Annotated in this window: 21 protein-coding genes; 12 read left to right on the top strand and 9 right to left on the bottom strand. The window is 63.7% G+C overall.

From position 1 onward, the window contains the following. Genes SPBM01_RS02880 through pyrF form a run of 7 tightly spaced genes read left to right on the top strand, consistent with a single transcriptional unit; the run spans nucleotide 1 to nucleotide 6,139 of the window. Nucleotides 1-1,137: a fumarylacetoacetate hydrolase family protein gene (locus SPBM01_RS02880; protein ID WP_188065523.1), complete on the top strand. Its 1,137-nt coding sequence runs from the start codon at nucleotides 1-3 to the stop codon at nucleotides 1,135-1,137. Beyond that, the gene (locus tag SPBM01_RS02875) at nucleotides 1,134-1,892 is read left to right on the top strand and encodes an SDR family NAD(P)-dependent oxidoreductase (protein ID WP_188063927.1); all 759 of its coding nucleotides are present in this window, start codon (nucleotides 1,134-1,136) and stop codon (nucleotides 1,890-1,892) included. Before SPBM01_RS02880 ends, SPBM01_RS02875 begins: the two co-directional genes overlap by 4 nt. A gap of 4 nt (nucleotides 1,893-1,896) precedes the next feature. Then, the gene (locus SPBM01_RS02870; protein ID WP_188063926.1) at nucleotides 1,897-2,769 is read left to right on the top strand and encodes an SMP-30/gluconolactonase/LRE family protein; all 873 of its coding nucleotides are present in this window, start codon (nucleotides 1,897-1,899) and stop codon (nucleotides 2,767-2,769) included. 18 nt (nucleotides 2,770-2,787) lie between these two features. Next, on the top strand, nucleotides 2,788-4,200 hold the full coding sequence (locus tag SPBM01_RS02865; RefSeq protein WP_188063925.1) for a sugar porter family MFS transporter: 1,413 nt from the start codon (nucleotides 2,788-2,790) through the stop codon (nucleotides 4,198-4,200). Next, on the top strand, nucleotides 4,197-5,081 hold the full coding sequence (locus SPBM01_RS02860) for an aldose 1-epimerase (RefSeq protein WP_262504311.1): 885 nt from the start codon (nucleotides 4,197-4,199) through the stop codon (nucleotides 5,079-5,081). Before SPBM01_RS02865 ends, SPBM01_RS02860 begins: the two co-directional genes overlap by 4 nt. Nucleotides 5,082-5,117: 36 nt before the next feature. Continuing rightward, on the top strand, nucleotides 5,118-5,456 hold the full coding sequence (locus SPBM01_RS02855; RefSeq protein ID WP_188063924.1) for a lipopolysaccharide assembly protein LapA domain-containing protein: 339 nt from the start codon (nucleotides 5,118-5,120) through the stop codon (nucleotides 5,454-5,456). Continuing rightward, nucleotides 5,453-6,139 carry an orotidine-5'-phosphate decarboxylase gene (gene pyrF / locus SPBM01_RS02850; RefSeq protein ID WP_188063923.1) on the top strand — a complete coding sequence of 229 codons (687 nt, stop codon included), beginning with the start codon at nucleotides 5,453-5,455 and terminating at the stop codon, nucleotides 6,137-6,139. Before SPBM01_RS02855 ends, pyrF begins: the two co-directional genes overlap by 4 nt. A 60-nt stretch (nucleotides 6,140-6,199) precedes the next feature. On the opposite strand, the gene SPBM01_RS02845 is transcribed toward pyrF, so the two are convergent. From SPBM01_RS02845 to SPBM01_RS02835, 3 genes are read right to left on the bottom strand one after another with little or no spacing between them, the layout of a single operon-like run. Then, nucleotides 6,200-7,498, bottom strand: a complete 1,299-nt coding sequence (locus SPBM01_RS02845; RefSeq protein WP_188063922.1) for a tetratricopeptide repeat protein — start codon at nucleotides 7,496-7,498, stop codon at nucleotides 6,200-6,202. Nucleotides 7,499-7,512: 14 nt separating this feature from the next. Further along, nucleotides 7,513-8,046: a hypothetical protein gene (locus SPBM01_RS02840; RefSeq protein ID WP_188063921.1), complete on the bottom strand. Its 534-nt coding sequence runs from the start codon at nucleotides 8,044-8,046 to the stop codon at nucleotides 7,513-7,515. 13 nt (nucleotides 8,047-8,059) lie between these two features. Further along, entirely contained in the window at nucleotides 8,060-8,782 is a 723-nt protein-coding gene (locus SPBM01_RS02835) for a ParA family protein (RefSeq protein ID WP_188063920.1), read from the bottom strand. A gap of 198 nt (nucleotides 8,783-8,980) precedes the next feature. Here SPBM01_RS02835 and SPBM01_RS02830 point away from each other — a divergent pair, with 198 nt between their 5' ends. Both SPBM01_RS02830 and SPBM01_RS02825 read left to right on the top strand, forming a co-directional pair. Then, nucleotides 8,981-10,009 carry an SPOR domain-containing protein gene (locus tag SPBM01_RS02830; RefSeq protein WP_188063919.1) on the top strand — a complete coding sequence of 343 codons (1,029 nt, stop codon included), beginning with the start codon at nucleotides 8,981-8,983 and terminating at the stop codon, nucleotides 10,007-10,009. Between the two features lie 63 nt (nucleotides 10,010-10,072). Beyond that, the gene (locus tag SPBM01_RS02825) at nucleotides 10,073-11,089 is read left to right on the top strand and encodes a 2-oxoadipate dioxygenase/decarboxylase family protein (protein ID WP_188063918.1); all 1,017 of its coding nucleotides are present in this window, start codon (nucleotides 10,073-10,075) and stop codon (nucleotides 11,087-11,089) included. A 16-nt stretch (nucleotides 11,090-11,105) separates the two neighbouring features. Here SPBM01_RS02825 and SPBM01_RS02820 read toward each other — a convergent pair whose 3' ends face one another. The 6 genes from SPBM01_RS02820 to SPBM01_RS02795 all read right to left on the bottom strand — a co-directional run bounded on the left by SPBM01_RS02820 (nucleotide 11,106) and on the right by SPBM01_RS02795 (nucleotide 15,979). Continuing rightward, on the bottom strand, nucleotides 11,106-11,261 hold the full coding sequence (locus tag SPBM01_RS02820; protein ID WP_188063917.1) for a hypothetical protein: 156 nt from the start codon (nucleotides 11,259-11,261) through the stop codon (nucleotides 11,106-11,108). Between the two features lie 192 nt (nucleotides 11,262-11,453). Beyond that, on the bottom strand, nucleotides 11,454-11,834 hold the full coding sequence (locus SPBM01_RS02815) for a VOC family protein (RefSeq protein ID WP_188065521.1): 381 nt from the start codon (nucleotides 11,832-11,834) through the stop codon (nucleotides 11,454-11,456). Between the two features lie 414 nt (nucleotides 11,835-12,248). Next, complete coding sequence (locus SPBM01_RS02810; protein ID WP_188063916.1) at nucleotides 12,249-12,461, bottom strand: DUF2093 domain-containing protein; 213 nt, start codon at nucleotides 12,459-12,461, stop codon at nucleotides 12,249-12,251. After that, nucleotides 12,461-13,864 carry an NAD(P)H-dependent flavin oxidoreductase gene (locus SPBM01_RS02805; protein WP_188065520.1) on the bottom strand — a complete coding sequence of 468 codons (1,404 nt, stop codon included), beginning with the start codon at nucleotides 13,862-13,864 and terminating at the stop codon, nucleotides 12,461-12,463. Before SPBM01_RS02805 ends, SPBM01_RS02810 begins: the two co-directional genes overlap by 1 nt. 92 nt (nucleotides 13,865-13,956) lie before the next feature. Next, nucleotides 13,957-15,114, bottom strand: a complete 1,158-nt coding sequence (locus SPBM01_RS02800; protein WP_262504309.1) for a glycosyltransferase family 4 protein — start codon at nucleotides 15,112-15,114, stop codon at nucleotides 13,957-13,959. After that, complete coding sequence (locus SPBM01_RS02795; protein ID WP_188063914.1) at nucleotides 15,107-15,979, bottom strand: alpha/beta fold hydrolase; 873 nt, start codon at nucleotides 15,977-15,979, stop codon at nucleotides 15,107-15,109. The genes SPBM01_RS02800 and SPBM01_RS02795 overlap by 8 nt, the downstream gene beginning before the upstream one ends. 37 nt (nucleotides 15,980-16,016) lie before the next feature. Here SPBM01_RS02795 and SPBM01_RS02790 point away from each other — a divergent pair, with 37 nt between their 5' ends. The 3 genes from SPBM01_RS02790 (at nucleotide 16,017) to astD (ending at nucleotide 19,611) form a co-directional block, all read left to right on the top strand. Beyond that, nucleotides 16,017-17,414, top strand: coding sequence for a protein adenylyltransferase SelO family protein (locus SPBM01_RS02790; RefSeq protein WP_188063913.1), 1,398 nt, complete (start codon nucleotides 16,017-16,019; stop codon nucleotides 17,412-17,414). Nucleotides 17,415-17,663: 249 nt separating this feature from the next. Beyond that, nucleotides 17,664-18,074: a hypothetical protein gene (locus tag SPBM01_RS02785; RefSeq protein ID WP_223177762.1), complete on the top strand. Its 411-nt coding sequence runs from the start codon at nucleotides 17,664-17,666 to the stop codon at nucleotides 18,072-18,074. Between the two features lie 103 nt (nucleotides 18,075-18,177). Beyond that, entirely contained in the window at nucleotides 18,178-19,611 is a 1,434-nt protein-coding gene (astD, locus tag SPBM01_RS02780) for a succinylglutamate-semialdehyde dehydrogenase (protein ID WP_188063911.1), read from the top strand. Nucleotides 19,612-19,663: the final 52 nt, after the last annotated feature.

Genomic DNA, 19,663 nt, shown 5'->3' with positions numbered 1-19,663 from the left:
ATGCCGGGGGACTTCTCCTTAGCCGACGCCCTGCCCGCCGACTGGCGCGAAGGTCGTTTTCTTGGCCGCGTGCTGACCGCCGCCGGCCCCAGCCCGATCCTGGTCGAAAACGGCATGGCCTATGACATGAGCCGCGTTGCGCCGACCGTCGCGCAACTGGTCGAACTATTGCCCTTGTCCGCCAGCGACGGCGCAGCGCTCGGCCCCCTCGACATGCTGGCCCTGCCGCTGCTCAGCCCGGTGGACCTGCAATGCGTCAAGGCGTGCGGCGTCACCTTCGCCCTGTCGGCGATCGAGCGCGTGATCGAGGAACGCGCGCGGGGCGACGCCAGCGCCGCGGCCGATATTCGCGGTCGGCTGGAGGAGCGCGTCGGCGGTTCCATCCGCGCCGTCGTCCCCGGATCGCCCGAAGCGGCCGCACTGAAAGCGGCCCTGATCGAGGATGGCCTCTGGTCGCAATATCTGGAAGTCGCGATTGGCCCGGATGCCGAAGTGTTCACCAAGGCGCCGATCCTGTCGACCATCGGCGCTGGCGCAGAAATCGGCATCCGTTCCGATTCCACCTGGAACAATCCCGAACCTGAAATCGTGCTGATCGCCGATGCCGCTGGGAGCGCTATCGGCGCTACGCTGGGCAATGACGTCAACCTGCGCGATTTTGAGGGGCGCTCCGCCCTGCTGCTGGGCAAGGCAAAGGATAATAATGCGTCCTGTGCGCTCGGCCCGCTCATCCGCCTGTTCGACGGTAATTTCACGATAGACGATGTGCGCGCCGCCGAAGTCGCCCTGACCATTGATGGACCCGAAGGCTACCGCCTCGAAGGCGTCAGTTCCATGGACCAGATCAGCCGCGATCCGCTCGAACTGGTGCGCCAGACGTTGAGCGAACATCAATATCCCGACGGCTTTGCCCTGTTCCTTGGCACCTTGTTCGCGCCAGTGCAGGACCGGGACGATCCGGGCCGTGGCTTCACCCATAAAGTCGGCGACATCGTCACCATTTCCACCCCGCGTCTTGGCAAGCTGACCAACCGGGTCGTCACGTCGAAGGATGCCGCCCCCTGGACCTTTGGCGTCATTGCCCTGATGACCAATCTGGCCCAGCGCGGCCTGTTGCAACAGAAAGTCCCCGCATGACCAGCGCGACCTACCCCAGCCTGTCGGGCAAGCGGGTATTCATTTCCGGCGGCGGCAGCGGTATCGGCGCGGGACTGGTCGAAGGTTTCGTGGCGCAGGGCGCGCATGTCGCCTTTTGCGACATTGCCGAAGCCGAAAGCCGGGCGCTGGTCGATCAGCTTGGCGATGCCGCCGTCCCGCCCACCTTCTACCCCTGCGACCTGCGCGACATTGATAGGGTGCTGGCGATGATCGCAACGGTCGATGCCGACCTTGGCGGGATCGACATATTGATCAACAATGCCGCCAATGACGACCGCCATGGCATTGACGATGTGACACCGGCTTACTGGGATGAGCGGATGGCCGTGAACCTGCGCCATCTCTTCTTCGCGGCGCAGGCGGCGGTTCCGGCAATGAAGCGCGCGGGCGGCGGCGTGATCCTGAATTTCGGGTCGATCAGCTGGCATCTCGCCTTGCCCGAACTGGTGCTGTATCAAACAGCCAAGGCCGCGATCGAAGGGCTGACACGCAGCCTGGCGCGCGATCTGGGGCGCGACAATATCCGCGTCAACACCATCATTCCGGGCAATGTCAAAACCCCGCGCCAGGAAAAATGGTACACCCCCGAAGGCGAAGCGGAAATTGTCGCGGCGCAATGTCTGGACGGGCGGATCATGCCGGTCGATGTCGCGGCGCTGGCGCTGTTCCTGGCGTCGGACGATGCGCGCTATTGCACCGGGCATGATTATTTCATCGATGCCGGCTGGCGCTGACCACATGAGCGGCGGACCCCATAGCGTGCTGAGCGTCGGCGCGACGCTGGGCGAAGGGCCAGTCTGGGTCGCGCGCGACGCGGCTTTGTGGTTCGTGGACATAAAGGGTCCACGCATCCACCGCTTCGATCCGGCGCTGAACATCGCGCAAAGCTGGACCGCGCCGGGGCAGGTCGGCTGGATATTGCCGAGCGATGACGGCGTGTTCGCAGTCGGCCTGCAATCGGGGGTGCATCGCTTCGACCCGGCCGATGCCTCCTTCACCTTGCTGCACGCGCCCGAAGCCCATTTGCCCGGCAACCGGCTGAACGACGCCACCGTCGCCCCCGACGGTGCCATCTGGTTCGGGTCGATGGACGATGCGGAGGAAGCGAGCAGCGGCCATTTCCACCGCCTGCATCGCGGCATCTGCACCGAAACGGGCCTGCCCCCGGTGTCGATCACCAACGGCCCGGCCCTCTCCCCCGACGGCACGATCCTGTATCACACCGACACGTTGGGCAAGCGCATCTGGCGCACCGACGTGACAGGCGATGGCAGCGTGGCGAACACTCGCCTGTTCACCAGGATCGAGGACGATGCAGGCTATCCCGACGGGCCGACGATCGATGCCGAAGGTTGCCTTTGGACCGGGCTGTTCGGCGGTTGGGCCGTGCGCCGTTACGATCCGGCGGGCAGGCTGATGCGCGAAATCCGCTTTCCGGTCGCCAACATCACCAAGATCGCGTTCGGCGGCAATGACCTGACGGTCGCCTACGCCACGACTGCACGAAAAGGGCTGGACCTGACAGCGTTGACACAGCAACCGCTAGCAGGTGATCTGTTCGCCTTCGACCCCGGCGTCGCCGGGCTGCCGGGCCATATCGCTACAACATAAGACATGGGAGAATGACGGATGAATGAGGGGAGCGCGGAGAAGGTCAATATGGCCTTCATTGCAGCGATCGTCGCGGTGGCGACCATCGGCGGTTTCATGTTCGGCTATGATTCGGGCGTCATCAACGGCACGCAAAAGGGGCTGGAAGCCGCCTTCGACCTGGGCAAGCTGGGCATCGGCATCAATGTCGGCGCGATTCTCGTCGGCTCCTCCATCGGCGCGTTTCTGGCCGGGCGCATGGCCGACCTGATCGGGCGGCGCGGCGTCATGATGCTGGCGGCGGTGCTGTTTCTGGTCAGCGCGCTGGTGGCAGGCGCGGCCAGTTCCTCCGTCCTGTTCATCATCGCCCGCATCATCGGCGGGCTGGGCGTCGGCGCGGCCAGCGTCATATCGCCAGTCTATATTTCCGAAGTCACGCCCGCTGCGGTGCGCGGACGACTGTCCAGCATTCAGCAGGTGATGATCATTTCGGGCCTCACTGGCGCGTTCGTCGCCAATTTCATTCTGGCCCGCTACGCCGGTGGTTCCACCGCGCCGCTGTGGCTGGATTATCCCGCCTGGCGCTGGATGTTCTGGTTGCAGGCGATCCCGGCGGCCATCTATCTGGTCGCCCTGCTGTTCATTCCCGAAAGCCCCCGCTACCTCGTCGCGCGTGGTCGCGATGCCGATGCACTGGCCGTATTGACCCGGCTGTTCGGCCCGCAGGAAGCGGCGCGCAAGGTCGCCGAAATCCGCGCCAGCCTCGCCACCGACAATCACCGCCCCAAAATGTCGGACCTGATCGACAAGGCCAGTGGCAAGATCCGCCCGATCGTGTGGACCGGCATTGGCCTTGCGGTGTTCCAGCAACTGGTCGGCATCAATGTCGTCTTTTACTATGGCGCAACCCTGTGGGAAGCAGTCGGCTTTTCCGAAGATAATGCGTTGCAGATCAATATTTTGTCCGGCGTGCTGTCGATCGGCGCGTGCCTTGGCACGATATTGCTGGTGGACCGGATCGGGCGCAAGCCATTGCTGCTGATCGGGTCGGCGGGCATGGCCGTCACGCTGGCTGTCGTCGCCTATGCCTTCTCAACCGCCGTCACCGGCGCGGATGGTGGCGTGTCGCTGCCGGGCCATAATGGCCTGATGGCGCTGATCGCCGCGAACCTCTATGTGATCTTCTTCAACCTCAGCTGGGGTCCGATCATGTGGGTGATGCTGGGTGAAATGTTCCCGAACCAGATTCGCGGATCGGGCCTTGCCGTCGCGGGCTTTGCCCAATGGATCGCCAATGCGGCGATTTCGGTCAGCTTCCCCGCACTCGCTGTCTCGCCGGGGCTGGTTGTGACCTACACCGGATATGCGCTGTTCGCAGCAATCTCCTTCTTCTTCGTGCGCAAGATGGTCCATGAAACAAAGGGGCGCGAGCTTGAGGATATGGTTGGTTGAACGACCAGCCGATCATCCTGCGGGCGGGCGCGCTGGAAGCGGCGCTCTCGCCCGCTGCGGGCGGATCGCTGCGCTGGCTGTCCTATGACGGCGTCGATCTGCTACGCCGTGCGCCCGACGGCAGCGCCGATCCGCTGGCGATGGCCAGCTTCCCGCTGGTCCCCTATGCCAACCGGATCGCGCACGGGCGCTTCCCGTTTGACGGCAAAAACTGTCAGCTTCGGCGCAATTTCGGCGACCATCCGCACAGCATCCACGGCGTCGGCTGGCAGACGAAATGGACAGCGAAAGAGACATACGCAGATTCCGTAAAACTCGTTCAAATTCATGATGTTAATGACGATTGGCTGTGGCCCTTCCGGGCCGAGCAATGCGTCACGCTAAAATCGTCACATATGTCCATGTCGCTGTCGCTAACCAATGTCGGCGACACCCCTATGCCAGCGGGTCTGGGCTTCCATCCCTACCTCCTCGCCGATGCCGCAACCCACCTCCAGTTCGACGCCAAAAGCCTCTGGCTCTCCACCCCCGACATGCTGCCCGACCGCGAAGTTTCCGCCGACAGTCTCGGCGACTGGTCGCACCCTGCCCCGGTGCTGGGCGACGGCCTGATCGACAATGTCTATGGCGGCTGGGGCGGCAGCGCGACCGTCCTGCGCGGCGATGGCCTGCGCCTGACGCTATGCGCTACCGGCGCGGACTGGCTCCATGTCTTTCGTCCACCCGACGGCACGGACTTCTGCCTGGAGCCGGTCAGCCATATGCCCGACGCGATCAACCGGCCGGGCGGCATGGCCATATTGGCGCCGGGCGAAACGATGCAACTGTCGATGGCGATCGAAATCGACAGGACACTTCCGAAATCCGCCGGGATCGCCTAAGCTGCATCGCAACAGCAGCTATGAAGGTTTTAGCCGATGCAATTTTTGCGCACCGCCTTCTGGGTCGTCATCGCGCTCGCCCTCGCCTTTTTCTGCATGGCGAACTACGTCCCCGTGACCGTGCGCCTGTGGGGCGACATGGTGATGGAAACCAAATTGCCGGTGTTGCTGATCGGGGCGTTCCTGCTGGGCGCGCTGCCCTTCTGGATCATGGCGCGGGCCACCCGCTGGCGATTGAAGCGTCGGCTGGACAGCACCGAACGCGCACTGGCCGCCGTCAGCGCGCCTGCCCCTGTCCCGGCGACCGCACCCGTCATGACGCCCGAACCGGTCATCGAAACCCCCTTCCCTCTTTCCCCCGCAGGACCAGCATGAGCAGCCCCATCTACGTCGCCATCGACACGCCGGACCTTGTAAAGGCGCAAAATCTGGCGGGACAGGTGCGGCACCATGTCGGCGGTCTGAAACTGGGCCTCGAATTTTTCTGCGCCCATGGCCATCATGGCGTGCATGAAATGATGAAGTTTAACCTGCCGATCTTCCTCGACCTCAAACTCCACGACATCCCCAATACGGTGGCCAAGGCGGTGCAGGCGCTGCACCTGCTGGAACCGGCGATCCTGACCGTCCATGCCGCGGGCGGGCGCGCCATGCTGGAGGATGCCAAGGCGGCGGCAGGCGTGAATACCAGGGTGGTGGCCGTAACCGTGCTGACCAGTCTGGACGATGCCGACCTGCTCGACATCGGCGTGGGCGGCCCCAGCGCTTCTCGGGCGGAAGATCAGGTTCGCAGGCTAGCCGACCTGGCGCAAAGCGCGGGACTGGACGGCATCGTCTGTTCCGGCGAGGAAGTGGGTATCGTGAAGAAAGACTGGCATGACGGCTTCTTCGTCGTGCCGGGCGTGCGGCCTGCGGGCGGCGCACTGGGCGATCAGAAGCGCGCGGTCACGCCACGTCAGGCGCTGGATCGGGGCGCGTCGATTCTGGTCGTCGGGCGACCGATCAGCCAGGCGGAAAACCCTGATTTTGCTGCGCGGGAAATCGAAGCAACCCTCTGACAAAAAGGGCGCGTGCGGCCCAAAGGATCGCACGCGCCCGTCAGGCGGGGAGAGACTTTTTTAGCGCGACGCGAACTGACGTCCCCTGGACGCAATCGCCCAGCGTTGCGGCGTGGCACCTGGCGCAGTTTCCCGCACGAAACATTGGCCATGCTGCGACTGGATCGTCCGGCACGCCACCAGCGCATCGGCCCGGCTGGCAAAGCCGCTGATGGCCAGGCGATGATAGGGCTTGCCCCGGACGGTCGCCTGACTGGTGAGGACCGGGAACGCGGCCAGCGTGCTGCTGCGCCCCGCCATGTTCATCCATTTTTCCTTGGCGATCGCCGCCGTGTCATAGGCACCAAGCTGAACCACCCAGTTGCTGGCCCCCGTGCCAACCGGCTTGATAAAGGCAACCTGCTGCATCCGGGCGACCGGCGCAGCAACGGGCTGGACCTTGGCACGAACCTGGGTCGCAACGCGGACAGGCTCGGCCTTTGCAACCGGGGGCGGGGGCGATGCGGGCGCAGCAATGGCGACCTGCACAGGCGTTGGCGGCATGATCGCTGCGGGTGCGGTTTCGGCAACCGAGGCAGGTGCGCTTTCGACCTGCGCCATTTCCACCGGCGCAGCAACGGGCGCGAGCGCCAGCGCGACCGGCAATCCTGCATCCCCTGCGTCGATGGTCACGCCCATCAACGCTGCGACCCGCTGCGGCGCGAGCGAAGGTTCGGCAATCTGCGCCCAGTCGGAAATCCGCTTGTTGGCGGCCAATGCATCCATGTCCATGCCCACGATCATCCGCGCATCCTTCCAGCGCCCGGCCAGCGCATAGGCATAGGCCAGATTCTGGCGGGTGCGGACGGTAGCCGACGGATCATGGATCGCCTGCGACAGGATGCGCACGCCTTCGGACGGATCCCCCGCCATCGCCATGGCCAGGCCATAGTCACCGGCAGGCACCGTGTCGGCATGGGCGAGCAGCAGGCTGCGCGCCGCATCGGCACGTCCCTGCCCCGCCTGCACCAGCGCCAGCGTGACGATGGTGCGCGCGTCATTATTGCCCAACGCCACGGCATCCGACAGCGCGCTTTCAGCCGAAGCGAAGCGCCCCGCCATCACATAGGCCCGGCCCAGTATCTGGCGATAGGCACCATTGTCGGGTGCCAGTTGAACGGCTGCTTCCGCCGCCTGAATGGCGCGTGCGCCATCCCGGTCGGCCAATGCCTTTTCAGCCGCGATGCCCAGCTTGGCCGGGTCGCCCTTTTGCGGGACAGCCGAAGCGGCTGGCCGAAAGGCCGCGCCGGTGCAGCCAACCATCGTCGTGGCGACGAGCAGCGATGCAACCGCCGCCTTTCCGAATGTCGTGCGTTTCATGCGATTACCACCCTTCATTCACTGGTCGCCGCGCGACGCGGCAATTGTTGTGTCAGCCGGTCCAATTCCGGCAGGCCGTTGAGAAATATGTCGAGTGCCTGCGTCACCGTCTGCTGCGCGGAGCGGCCAGTGATGGCGCAGGCAAGGCGCAGTTTGAGATGACGGTCCGCGTCCAGACGCAGTGTGAACGCGGCCTTGCGCGGCGTGGCGGGTGCCACCTTGCGCGGTGCCGCGATCCGTTCGGCCAGTTCCTGCCGTTCGATGACCACAGGTGGCACAAGCGAAGAAACAGCCGCGGTTTCTGGCTGGGCCACCGATGCCGAAATGGGCATCGGGGTCAGGCCGGTGGCAACCGGGGCTTCGTCCATCGGCAAAGGCACAGGCTCCACATCGAAACCCATGTCGTTCCAGCCAAGGTCATCCTGTTGCACGGCAGCGGTCGCGCCAAAGCCAAAGCCTGGCATCGGGCGGCGCATTGCGGGCTGGGCCGCGCCCTTGCGGGCAAGCAAGCCGGAAGTAAGCGATGCGAGCGGTTTGGGTTCGGCCATCGTCTGCGCTCCCTTACTGGCTGATCACGCGGCGGCCAAAGCCCCCGCCTGCCGGACGCGCCGCGCCAGCCGTGCCGACGCTGCCATGCGGCACGGAAAAGACCGTGCGGCGGAAATTCTTTTCGAGCCGGTCGGACACATAAGTCCACAGTTGTTCGACTTCCCCTGCCGATCGCCCTTTGGGGTCGACCTCCATCACGGTGCGGCCATCTATCATCGACGCGGCGAAATCGGTGCGGTGGTGCAACGTCACTGGTGCGACCGTGCCATGTTGCGACAGGGCTACGGCGGCTTCGGACGTGATCCGCGCCTTGGGCGTAGCCGCGTTGACGACGAAGATCAGCGGCTTGCCCGCCCGTTCGCACAGATCGACGGTCGCCCCCACAGCGCGCAGGTCATGCGGGCTGGGCCGGGTAGGCACGATGATCAGTTCGGCCACGGAAATGACGCTCTGGATCGCCATGGTGATGGCGGGCGGCGTGTCGATGACCGCAAGCTTGAACCCCTGCTGCCGCAGGATTTCAAGGTCGGCGGCGAGCCGCGCCACGGTGGTCTGGGCAAAGGCGGGAAATTCCGCCTCCCGCTCATTCCACCAATCGGACAGCGACCCCTGCGGATCGATGTCGATCAGCACGACGGGACCAGCGCCAGCGATCTGCGCCTGCACGGCGAGATGGCCCGACAAGGTTGTCTTGCCCGATCCGCCCTTTTGCGACGCCAAAGCCAAAATCCGCACGCAAATCCCCCCAGGAAATCCAGTTCCGACCGGGAATGACACAGGTACGCCTAAAAATTGGTTAACTTGCCCGGAAGTTTCCTTGACGAATCGTCAACGCGGTTAAGAACGGATCAAGCATCTGTTGCTTATGCTAAGCAGGCATTAACCTTGTTTCATCATAGCAACCGCAAATCATTCGTGCAGGAGCATGACATTATGAAGCATATCTGGGGGCCGGTGGTGATCGGCGCGATGCTGGGCATGGCCGCGCCGGTGCAGGCCGATGTGAAGGCCGGCGTCGATGCCTGGCAACAGGGCGACTATGCCAGGGCGATCGGCGAATGGCGTCCGCTGGCGCAAAATGGTGACCCGGATGCGCAATTCAACATGGGCCAAGCCTATAAGCTGGGCCGTGGCGTGCAGCCCGACGCGACTACCGCGACCGATTGGTATCGCAAGGCCGCGGCGCAGGGGCATTTCCGCGCGGAAGATAATCTGGGCCTGCTGTTGTTCCAGCAGGGCGACCGGGCGGGGGCGATGCCCTTTCTTCAGCGCGCGTCCCAGCGCGGCGAACCGCGCGCGCAATATATCGTCGGCACTGCGCTGTTCAACGGCGACATGATCGGCAAGGATTGGGTGCGCGCCTATGCGTTGATGACCCGCGCGTCGTCGTCCGGGCTGGCGCAGGCATCCACCAGCCTGGAGCAGATGGACAAATATATCCCCGAAGCGCAGCGCAAGCAGGGGCTGGCCATGGCGGCGAGCCTTGAGCAGTCGGAGAAAAGCGTGACGCTGGCGGCGGCCGGTTCCGCGCCTGTCGCACCCTCTCGCGCCGTGTCGGGGCCGGTGCGTTCGGCGGAGTTGCCACCATCGACCATCGGCCAGCCTGCGCCCGTCCCTGTCGCGCCTTTGCCCAAGACCGTGGCCAAGCCTGTGCCTGCCAAGCCCGCGCCTCAGGTCGCCGTGGCAAAACCCGCGCCGCGTCCTGCCGCCGCCCTGCCCGCCCCCGCATCTGGCGGATGGCGCGTACAGCTGGGCGCATTTGGCGAAGATGGCCGCGCACGCGGCCTGTGGAGCAGCCTGACCGCCAGGGTCGGCGGCCTGTCCGCCTATCAACCCTATCTCGTCAAGGCCGGGGCCGTCACCCGCTTACAGGCCGGGCCAGTCGCCAGCAGCGACGCAGCCAATCGGCTGTGCGCCAAGATCAAGGCAGCCGGATCGGATTGTATTCCCAAGAAAATGTAGGCCAGTCGATTTGCACTATCGCCTAGATGCTGGGATAATGGCTCCATCATTCAGGAGCCGCGCATGTCGAACGAGAGTGAAAATATCCTGTCCGCCCTGACGATCGCGACATTGGGGGCCGATGCGGGGCGCAGCATATTGGCGACGCTGGCGATAGACCCGGCGCTGCTGGCGGAGCGCGGCGACACCGTGTCGCGCGGCGCGTTCGCCATGGCGCTCAACGTCGCGCTGTTTCACGATCTGTTGGCGCGCGTCCCCAGTGGCGCAGCCTATGTCAACGACCGGCTGGACCGGGGCGAGCGCGTGACGTTCGACCATGGCGCGCTGCGGACGATCTGCTTTCCAGATGGACCGACCGGCGCGCTGCCCGGTGGCGAAGATGCTTTCACCCGCATATTGGTGCCGCTGGGCTATCGGATGGCGGCGGTATATCCGCTCGACCGGCTACGGATGACGGGCCGCGCCTATGTGCATAGCGATTGGCCCGAAACCATCCCGCAATTTTTCCTGTCGGAACTGCATGTCGACCGGTTCGACGCAGAGTTTGGCGCAGCAGCGGCGCGGATATTCGGCACGTCGCGCGACCCATTGACCGACGCGGCCAATGATGTGCTGAAACGCTATGGCGCGGGAGAGGCCGTGGCGATCGACGCAGCGATAGCGGCGCTACCTGCTATCGTCGCAGCGTTCGACCGGCATCATGCAATGCCTGACTTTGCCGATTATCAACTGCTGTTGTCGCGATCGAGCGAAGCGGCGTGGATCGCGACGGAGGGCAATGCTTTCAATCATGCGACCGACCGGGTCGCCGATGTCGCTGCGCTGGCCGAGCGGTTGAAGGCGCAGGGCAGCCCGATCAAGGACAGGCTGGAAATATCGGCCACCGGCCGCGTCCGCCAGACAGCACTGCGCGCCGACAGCGCCGAACGGCTGTTTGCCGATGGCGAAGTGCGGACGGTGCCGGGTTCTTTCTATGAGTTCATCAGCCGCGACGTCGACCCTGCCACCGGCACGCTGGACCTGGCGTTCGATACCGGCAATGCGACCGGCATCTTTGCCATGACCAGCGCGTCGGCCTGACAGGATCGGTCCGCGGTCAAAGACCGAGGCGCGCCCAGAAATCGTCGGGCGCGATGACGGCGCTGCCGCTGCGCAACGGTTCGATCCGCGACCAGGAGGAATGGAGGATCGTCTCGCGTGGCGATGCGCCCTGGCGACGCGGACGGCGGGCGTGAACGGACTTTGGGGTCATCGTCTTCTCCTTACATCAAGGGAACACGAAACCTGGCGTGGTCGCTTCGGCACCGTGCGCTTTAGCCGTTGGTGACGCGGAGCAAGCTGATCCTTCAAAAGCCGCGAAGCATGATGCTTGCGATTTTATCTAGCGATCTGGTTGGGAATGTCGAAATAGCTTTACTTGGGTGCAATGCGATGCGGGCTATCGTCAGGTCGGGCGATGCAAGGCACAGAGTTTATTGCCTGCCGGATCGCGGATATAACCCAGATATAGTTTGCCGAACGGGCTTTCGCGCCAGCCGGGCGGATCTTCGCAACTGTTGCCGCCTGCCGCAATACCCGCCGCGTGCCAGGCGTCAGCCTGATCGGGGGACGCCATGGTGAAGCCTATCGTCCCGCCATTGGCGTGACAGGCAGGCTGGCCATCGATCGGCTGTGTCACCATGAACAATGCGCCATTATGCATATAGATTGCACGGCCACGCTCGTCCACCATGCCGGGCTTTGCGCCGATGGCGTGAAACAGCGCATCGTAAAATGCCTTGGATGTGGCCATGTCATTGGCACCGACCATCACATGACTGAACATCGACATATCTTCCCGTCGTTACACCAGCATCGGCAAAGCGCTGTTCCGGCGCGCGCAATTTCACAAAGGATCACGCAAGTGACAAGCGCAGGGATCTGGTTAGCAGATCCTGCGACAGAGACGCGCAACAAGCGCTCTCAGAAAATCGTGCTGTACAGGAACCAGCCAACGATCAGGAGGCTGGAAACAATGCAGATACGATCACCAAAGACGTCGATACGAGACATCAAAAAACATCCTTCCATTCATGGGCGATCTTTGTCGCCTCTGAGGAAAGATTAGATCATTTTTAACCGCAACAAAACAGCAAAATTGCGGCGAATCGCTTTATGCGAGCGATGAACCGACGTTCACTGCCTCTTGAAAGCGATTATTGCCGTCATAGGCCTAGGAAAGACGGACTAATGCGCCCAATTAGCGAAATGACGGGCCGCGATGCGTCAGGAAGGAACGAGTCGCTTCTTCGGGTCCGCGATAGGCCTCCTGAAATTCGGCGCTCCAATATTTCAGGTCTTCCAGGTCGATCCGCGCGCCGGAAACCGCGCACAGAACGAACTGGCCCGGTTCCACGACATCGAAATGCGGCGTGTCATAATGCAGCACCGCCAGCCCTTGAATCTCCGCCATCAGTCGCCGGTCAGGATGCGGTCGACCAACTGCTTGACGGTCGGCACGAACCCGTTGGAGTAAAAGGGATCCTGTTTGAACTTATAGGCGCCATGGCCCGCGAACAGCAGGTTTTCGTCTAAATTGCCGCCATGGACCGCTTCCTGCAACGCCTTTTGGATGCAGAAGCTGCGCGGATCGGCGAGGCGGCCGGTGGAGTTGGTTTCGCTGTCCATCCAGCTGGAAAAGGAACATTGGCTCAGGCAGCCCATGCAGTCGGTCTGATCCTTGCGGATGACGCCCTTTTCAGTTTCGCCGACGAATACCAGCGTATTGTCCGGCGTCTTGAGCGCCGAGGTGAAGCCCTGTCCGAACCATTCGCGCGCGCGGGTCAGATCGCCCAGCGTGACCCAGAAATTCTTGCCCTTCACGCCCACGTCCAGTTGGTGCGTATGGTCGCCTGCCTGTTCGGTGCTGAAAGGGATCTGCCGTTCGGAGCGTGCTTCAAGCTGGCGCAGGAAAGGGTTGCGGACGGCCGAGCTGTAGAAGCCGGTGGGCGAGAATTTATGGAGCAGAATGTCGCCGGGATTGATCTGCGTCAGCCGGTCCTTCCATTCCTGCGGGATCGGGCTTTCCTGCGTCAGCAGCGGGCGCGTGCCGAACTGGAAGGCGATGCTGCCCAGTTCAGGATTGTCGATCCAGTCGTTCCAGTCCTTGAGCGCCCAGACGCCGCCAGCCATGATGATCGGCACATCGTCGGAAATGCCCCCTTCGCGCATGGTTGCGCGCAGGTCGCGCACGCGGGGATAGGGATCCTGCGGGGCGCGCGGGTCTTCAGCATTGGACAGGCCGTTATGGCCACCGGCCAGCCAGGGATCTTCATAGACCACCGCCGCCAGCCATTCCGAAGCCTTGGAATAGGCGCGCTTCCACAGCGCACGGAAGGCGCGACCGGAAGAAACGATCGGCAGGTAGCTGACATTGTAGGAGGCGGCGATTTCCGACAGCTTGTAGGGCATACCCGCGCCGCAGGTGACGCCTGCAACCATACCCTTCGTCTTTTCCAGCACGCCGTGCAGAATACGCTGTGCGCCGCCCATTTCCCACAGCACGTTGATGTTGATCGCGCCCTTGCCCCCGGCAATCTCATAGGCGCGCTTCACCTGTTCGACGGCACCGTCGATGGCGTAGGCGACCAATTCTTCATGCCGGTCGCGGCGGGTGCGGCCATGGTAGATTTGCGGGATGACATTGCCGAAACTGTCATAGCTGTCAGCGTTGACCGCCGACACGGTGCCAATGCCACCGGCCGCCGCCCAGGCGCCCGAACTGGCATGGTTGGACACAGCAACGCCCTTGCCACCTTCGACCAACGGCCAGACCTCACGGCCGCCATAGACGATAGGTTTCAACCCCTTGAACAACGACATCTCCCGCAAAACAGCGACACCGGACCCTCGCCGGACAAAGGCGGCTCTATAGCAGCATTTGCAAGGCTTAACGAATTTCGCGGCCCCTAGCGTAAAATCAGGGGGCTGGCCAGTGCTTGCCCATATAAGGCAGCATAGGCGTCGACCATGGTGGTTTCGGCATAGTCGCGCACGGCCCGGTCCCGGTTCGCCGCGCCCAGCGCAGCGCGCAGGTCCGGGTCGGCGGCAAGGGCGCGCAGCGCGCCAGCAAGGCCCGCTTCATCGCCCACGACGAAGGGGCGGTTGCGAAGCGACACCATGTTGGCAACGTCGCCCACATCCATCGACGCGACGGGCAAGCCTGCCGCCATTGCCTCCACCAGAGAGATCGGGAATTGTTCGCTGTCGGACGACAAGGCGAAGATGTCGAACAGGCCGACAAAGCGCCAGGGCCGGTCCATGAACCCGGCCATGCACAAATCGTCAAGGCCATAGGCAGCGGCTTCGGCCAGGATGGCGTCGCGTTCCGGCCCCTCCCCCACCACCACCAGTTGCAGCAGGTCGCGATTGGCCGCGACAGCGCGGACGAGGCGGGGAATATTCTTGACCGCGCGCAGACCCGCCAGCGTGCCGACCAGCAGCTTGCCCGGCGTGCGGCGCAGGCCGGGGATAGCGTCCGGCAATGGCGCATCGGCATAGCGGGCAACGTCGATCCCGTTGCGAATCAGATGCACTCTGGATTCAGGCTGTTTCCAGACGGTTCGGGCGATGGATTCGAGCCGGACCGAGGGGACGACCAGCGCGTCGGCACGGGCCAGAGCGAGGCGGCGATAGAGGTTGCGCTGGGGTTTCAGGCCCGCCGTTTCATCCGCGTTGAAGCCGTCTTCATGATGGATAAGCGGCGGCAATTGCGACACCGAGATGGACAGTCTGTGCGCCATGACAGCATCCATGGCACCCCAATTGTAAGTCAGTATTAAATCGAATTTTTTCAAGAACTTAGCTATATCTCGAAAGCGCCCCACCCCCGGCTTTCCGGCAAAGGGCGGTGACGCGGGGAAATCGACATGCACCGCCGGGTCAATCGCCGTGCGCGCGCCCATTGCGTCGGGTGCGGCGCTGACGATGCTGTGCCGTGCCTTATCCCCCCACAGGTTCATCAGGCGGATCGCGCGAGCTTCCTTGCCGCCCAGCGTGAAGCTGCCATGGACGTGCAGGATATGGGGCGGCGCGCCTGACGATTCAGGCCACACCACTTCAACCACGAAGAACCCGCTCCAGCAGCCGGTCGATGGCCACGATCGCGTCCGTTTCGTCCAGCGCAGGGGCATGGCCGACGCCGCCGATCGTCGCCAGTTCCGCGCTTTCGCCAATATCCGCCGCCATGCGCCGCGCCGTAGCGTCGTTCAGCAGGTCGGACCGTTCGCCACGCAATATCAGCGTGGGTATGTCGCGAAAGGCCGCCATGACCGGCCACATGTCCACGCCCGCTTCGGCAGCGCCCATCGCGCGGATCGGTTCGGCAACGCGCATATCGTAATCCAGCACGATGCGCCCGGCGCTGTTGAGGCGGTAAAGCCGTTTGGCCATGACCAGCCATTGTTCCAGATCATAGGCGGGATAGACGTCGCCATTCCCCTCCGCCAGCGCGCGGGCGGCATGGACCCAACTGGCGTGCGACTGGCTGACCCCGACATAGGAACGGATGCGGGCCAAGCCTGCCTCGTCCAGCGTCGGGCCAACATCGTTGAGCAGCGCACCTGCCAGCCATTCACGGTGGGTCGCGGCGATCAGCATGGTGATGATGCCGCCCAGCGACGTGCCGACGGCAACGAAGCGGGTGATGGCAAGGTCCGCCAGCAAGCGGCTGATATCCTGCAAATAAGTGAGCGGGACATAGGTCATCGGGTCTTTGGCCTGCGCGCTTTCGGCGCGACCGCGCATGTCCGGGCAGATCAGTCGCCAGTCGCCCGCCAGCCGCGCCGCCAACGGCTCGAAATCGCGCGCGTTGCGAGTCAGGCCGGGCAGGCACAGCAGCGGCGGGCGACCGTCGGCACCGCCGCCATAGTCCCGATAATGGAGCCGCAGGCCATCGGGGGACCACCAATATCCGTCGCTATAGCCGCTCACGCTTGATCCTTCCGCCCTCCCGACCCCATATCGCCGTATGAGCAAGACGCCGCAAGCCGCCATTTACAGCCCCGCGATTCAAATCGACGCGCTGATGCCCGACATAGCCACGCCCGTCGTGGCAGCGGACTTTCCGCAAACCCTGTTGCGGTTCCGCAACGATCGGGCCGCCGCCAGCGTGGGGCTGGACGGGTTGAGCGATGACCAGTGGATCGCGCATTTCGGGCGATTTACCCCCCTGCCCGACACGCTGGCGCAGCCATTGGCGTTGCGCTACCATGGCCATCAGTTTCGCCATTATAATCCCGACATTGGCGACGGGCGCGGGTTCCTGTTCGCGCAATTACGTGATGGTGCCGGGCGCTTGCTGGACCTTGGCACCAAGGGGACCGGGCCGACGCCCTATAGCCGGGCGGGCGACGGTCGGCTGACGCTGAAGGGCGGCGTGCGCGAAATACTGGCGACCGAGATGCTGGAGGCGCTGGGCGTCAATACATCGCGCACCTTCTCTATCATCGAGACGGGCGAAGCGCTGGAGCGCAATGACGAGCCATCGCCGACGCGCGGCGCGGCGATGGTGCGCCTGTCCCATTCGCATATGCGCATCGGCACGTTCCAGCGCGCGGCCTTTCATGATGACGCACCGCTGCTGGCACGGCTGACCGATTATGTGCTGACGCAGCTTTATGACGAAGTGCCGGGCGATAATCCGGCAGCGCAACTGCTGGGCCGCGTGGTCGAGCGAACGGCGGACCTTGCGGCCAGCTATATGGTTGCGGGCTTCGTGCATGGGGTGCTGAACAGCGACAATATCAACGTGACGGGCGAGAGTTTCGACTATGGGCCGTGGCGCTTTACGCCGCTGTGGGACGCGGGGTTCACGGCCGCCTATTTCGATCATCAGGGGCTTTATGCGTTCGGGCGGCAGGCCGAAGCGATCCATTGGGACGTGGCGCAACTGGCGGTGTCATTGCGCCCGCTGACCGATGCGCCGCCGCTGATCGCGCAACTGGAACGGTTTCCGGCGCTTTATGGGGATGCGATGGCGCGGCGGTTCTGCTGGCGGTTGGGCGTGGTGCCGGGCGATGGCGCGAACGCGATGATCGAAGCGGCCGTGCGGGGCATGGTAACCACTGGCACCGAAATCGACCGCTTCTTCCATGACTGGCGCGGCGGGGTGGTGCGGGATGGCGCGGACTATGGCGGCGCGGAATGGCGCGCGTTTGCGGATTTGTTGCGCGAGTTCGACGCCATGCCGGGCGCACGGGCGCATGACCATTGGGCCGATGATGCGCCCTGTTCCATGCATATCGAGGAAGTCGAGGCGATCTGGCGCGCGATCGACGCGGACGATGATTGGCGTCCGCTCCATGCCAAGGTTGCGGCGATCCGGCGGATGGGGGATGCGTTGGGGGCGGGACCGGGGGTGGTGTGAAAGCCGCCTTCCTGCCCGCCACCGACGGGCGCACAGAGATTTTTAACGATCGGCAGGTATATTACGGCGCATACGCCGCCGGATAGTGCCTTGCTTTGCAGACCGCGCCTGGCATCCAGCCGGGGCGTTCCGCACGGATCGGATCGAGCATCGATGAGAGCCACCGCAGACCTATTGCCGACCTTCGAACGTTCCGCCCGCAGGGGTTTGACGGCCTGGGCCATGCTGTTGGTCGGCATGATATTCGTCATGGCAGCCTACACCGTCGATCCGCTCAAAAATTGCGACGAATCCGGCGATTGTGCGCCATGGCTGGTTCCAGTGGCCGGAATTATCGGATGGGGCGCGACCGCGATGGCGCTGGGCCTGCTGCTGGCCAATCCCAGCCGTGGATATACAGTCGAGGCAACCAGCGGCGACCTTGTCTGGTGGAAGAACCGCACCGCGCGTAGCCGGGGCGACACGGGGCGTATGCACCCTTCCCGGATCGCGAGCATCCGGGTCGACCTGCGCGGCGAGAATGATAGCTTGAGCCTCTATGGCAAGGATGGCGAGCGGCTGGCCTATTTCGACGAGGAACTGGTCCCCTGGCCCTATGATCGCTGGGCAGAGCGGTTTCAGCGCGCCTATCCCCATATTCATATCGACAAGCTGGACTGACGGGCGAGTGGATGCCGCGTTGCCATATGTCGTTCCTGCGCCCTTGCAGCCTGTTTTGCTGCCCCCTTCCTTCCGCTCATTTTTTCCGCCATATCGCTAGATTATGGTTGCACCCCTGACATCGCATGAACCCGCCACCGGCACCCTGTTGTGGCAGGGTGAGGCGGGCGACGTCGATGCGGAGGTTGAGCGGGCGCAGGCAGCGTGGCCACGCTGGGCCGCGCAGCCGATTGCTTATCGTATCGAAACGCTGCGCCGCTTCGTCAACGTCGTGCGAAAACATGAGGATGCGCTGGTCGACCTGATCGCGCGCGAAACCGGTAAGCCATTATGGGATGCGCGCGGCGAAGTGGCCGCCGTGATGGGCAAGGTGGACGTGTCCATCGCCGCCTATTCCGAGCGCACCGGGCAAAAAAGGCTGGACGCGGCGATGGGTGCGCGCCAGTCGGTGCGGCACAAGCCCCATGGCGTAATGGCAGTGCTGGGTCCGTATAATTTCCCCGCGCACCTGCCCAACGGGCATATCGTCCCGGCTCTACTGGCGGGGAATGCCATAGTGTTCAAGCCGTCGGAAAAGACCCCGGCGGTGGGCGAGATGCTGGTGAAGCTCTACCATGAGGCAGGGGTGCCGATGGATGCTGTGCGGCTGCTGCTGGGCGGGGCAGACCATGGCAAGGCGCTGGCCGCGCATCCGCAGGTGGGCGGCATATTATTTACCGGATCGGCGCAGACCGGCCTTGCGATCAATCGCCAGTTCGCCGCGCAGCCGGGCAAGATACTGGCGCTGGAGATGGGTGGCAATAATCCGGTCGTGGTGTGGGACACGCCCGAAATCAACGCCGCCGCCGTGCTGGTGGTGCAGTCCGCTTTCCTGTCCGCCGGGCAGCGTTGCACGGCGGCGAGCCGGTTGATCGTCAAGGAAAGCCTGGCCGATACGTTGATTGCCGAAATCAAGAAGCTGGCCGACCGGCTGATCGTCGATCATCCCCATGCCGATCCGACCCCCTATATGGGTCCAGTGATCGACAATCCGACCGCCGATGGCCTCACCGAAAGTTTCCTGTGGCTGATGAGCAATGGCGGACGGCCGATCAAGCATATGGTCCGGCCCAAAAAAGGCCTGCCCTTCATCAGCCCGTCCATCATCGACGTGACCGCCATAACGGAACGCCCCGATGTCGAGCTGTTCGGCCCGCTGCTCCAGGTGATCCGCGTGGAAACATTCGAGCAGGCGATCGCGGAGGCGAACAACAGCCGCTATGGCCTGTCGGCCGCGCTGATCGGCGGGTCGCCCGACCAGTATAATCAGTTCTGGGCCAATGTGCGGGCGGGCATCATCAACTGGAACCGGCCGACCAATGGGGCATCGTCCGCAGCGCCGTTCGGCGGGGTAGGGATTTCGGGCAATCACCGGCCAAGCGCCTATTATGCAGCGGATTATTGCGCCTATCCGGTAGCGTCGGCGGAGATCGAGACGCCGCGCGCGACAATCGGCGTGGGATTGAAGGACATCGACATCAGCGCGATGGGCGATTGAGGGAAAGACGGGGAAAACATTTCCTAATCCCCCGCATACCCATTCTGAATTG

It is taken from the genome of Sphingobium sp. KCTC 72723, from assembly GCF_014280435.1.
Classification (GTDB): domain Bacteria; phylum Pseudomonadota; class Alphaproteobacteria; order Sphingomonadales; family Sphingomonadaceae; genus Sphingobium.
Note: the sequence above shows the minus strand (reverse complement) of the source record. Positions and strands in the feature narration are given on the sequence as shown.

Bases quoted from the DNA above. Each gene is read 5' to 3' on its own strand.
- SPBM01_RS02880 (WP_188065523.1), top strand. From the start codon at position 1: ATGCCGGGGGACTTCTCCTTAGCCGACGCCCTGCCCGCCGACTGGCGC.
- SPBM01_RS02875 (WP_188063927.1), top strand. From the start codon at position 1,134: ATGACCAGCGCGACCTACCCCAGCCTGTCGGGCAAGCGGGTATTCATT.
- SPBM01_RS02870 (WP_188063926.1), top strand. From the start codon at position 1,897: ATGAGCGGCGGACCCCATAGCGTGCTGAGCGTCGGCGCGACGCTGGGC.
- SPBM01_RS02865 (WP_188063925.1), top strand. From the start codon at position 2,788: ATGAATGAGGGGAGCGCGGAGAAGGTCAATATGGCCTTCATTGCAGCG.
- SPBM01_RS02855 (WP_188063924.1), top strand. From the start codon at position 5,118: ATGCAATTTTTGCGCACCGCCTTCTGGGTCGTCATCGCGCTCGCCCTC.
- pyrF (WP_188063923.1), top strand. From the start codon at position 5,453: ATGAGCAGCCCCATCTACGTCGCCATCGACACGCCGGACCTTGTAAAG.
- SPBM01_RS02845 (WP_188063922.1), bottom strand. From the start codon at position 7,498: ATGAAACGCACGACATTCGGAAAGGCGGCGGTTGCATCGCTGCTCGTC.
- SPBM01_RS02840 (WP_188063921.1), bottom strand. From the start codon at position 8,046: ATGGCCGAACCCAAACCGCTCGCATCGCTTACTTCCGGCTTGCTTGCC.
- SPBM01_RS02830 (WP_188063919.1), top strand. From the start codon at position 8,981: ATGAAGCATATCTGGGGGCCGGTGGTGATCGGCGCGATGCTGGGCATG.
- SPBM01_RS02825 (WP_188063918.1), top strand. From the start codon at position 10,073: ATGTCGAACGAGAGTGAAAATATCCTGTCCGCCCTGACGATCGCGACA.
- SPBM01_RS02820 (WP_188063917.1), bottom strand. From the start codon at position 11,261: ATGACCCCAAAGTCCGTTCACGCCCGCCGTCCGCGTCGCCAGGGCGCA.
- SPBM01_RS02815 (WP_188065521.1), bottom strand. From the start codon at position 11,834: ATGTTCAGTCATGTGATGGTCGGTGCCAATGACATGGCCACATCCAAG.
- SPBM01_RS02810 (WP_188063916.1), bottom strand. From the start codon at position 12,461: ATGGCGGAGATTCAAGGGCTGGCGGTGCTGCATTATGACACGCCGCAT.
- SPBM01_RS02790 (WP_188063913.1), top strand. From the start codon at position 16,017: ATGAGCAAGACGCCGCAAGCCGCCATTTACAGCCCCGCGATTCAAATC.
- SPBM01_RS02785 (WP_223177762.1), top strand. From the start codon at position 17,664: ATGGCAGCCTACACCGTCGATCCGCTCAAAAATTGCGACGAATCCGGC.
- astD (WP_188063911.1), top strand. From the start codon at position 18,178: ATGGTTGCACCCCTGACATCGCATGAACCCGCCACCGGCACCCTGTTG.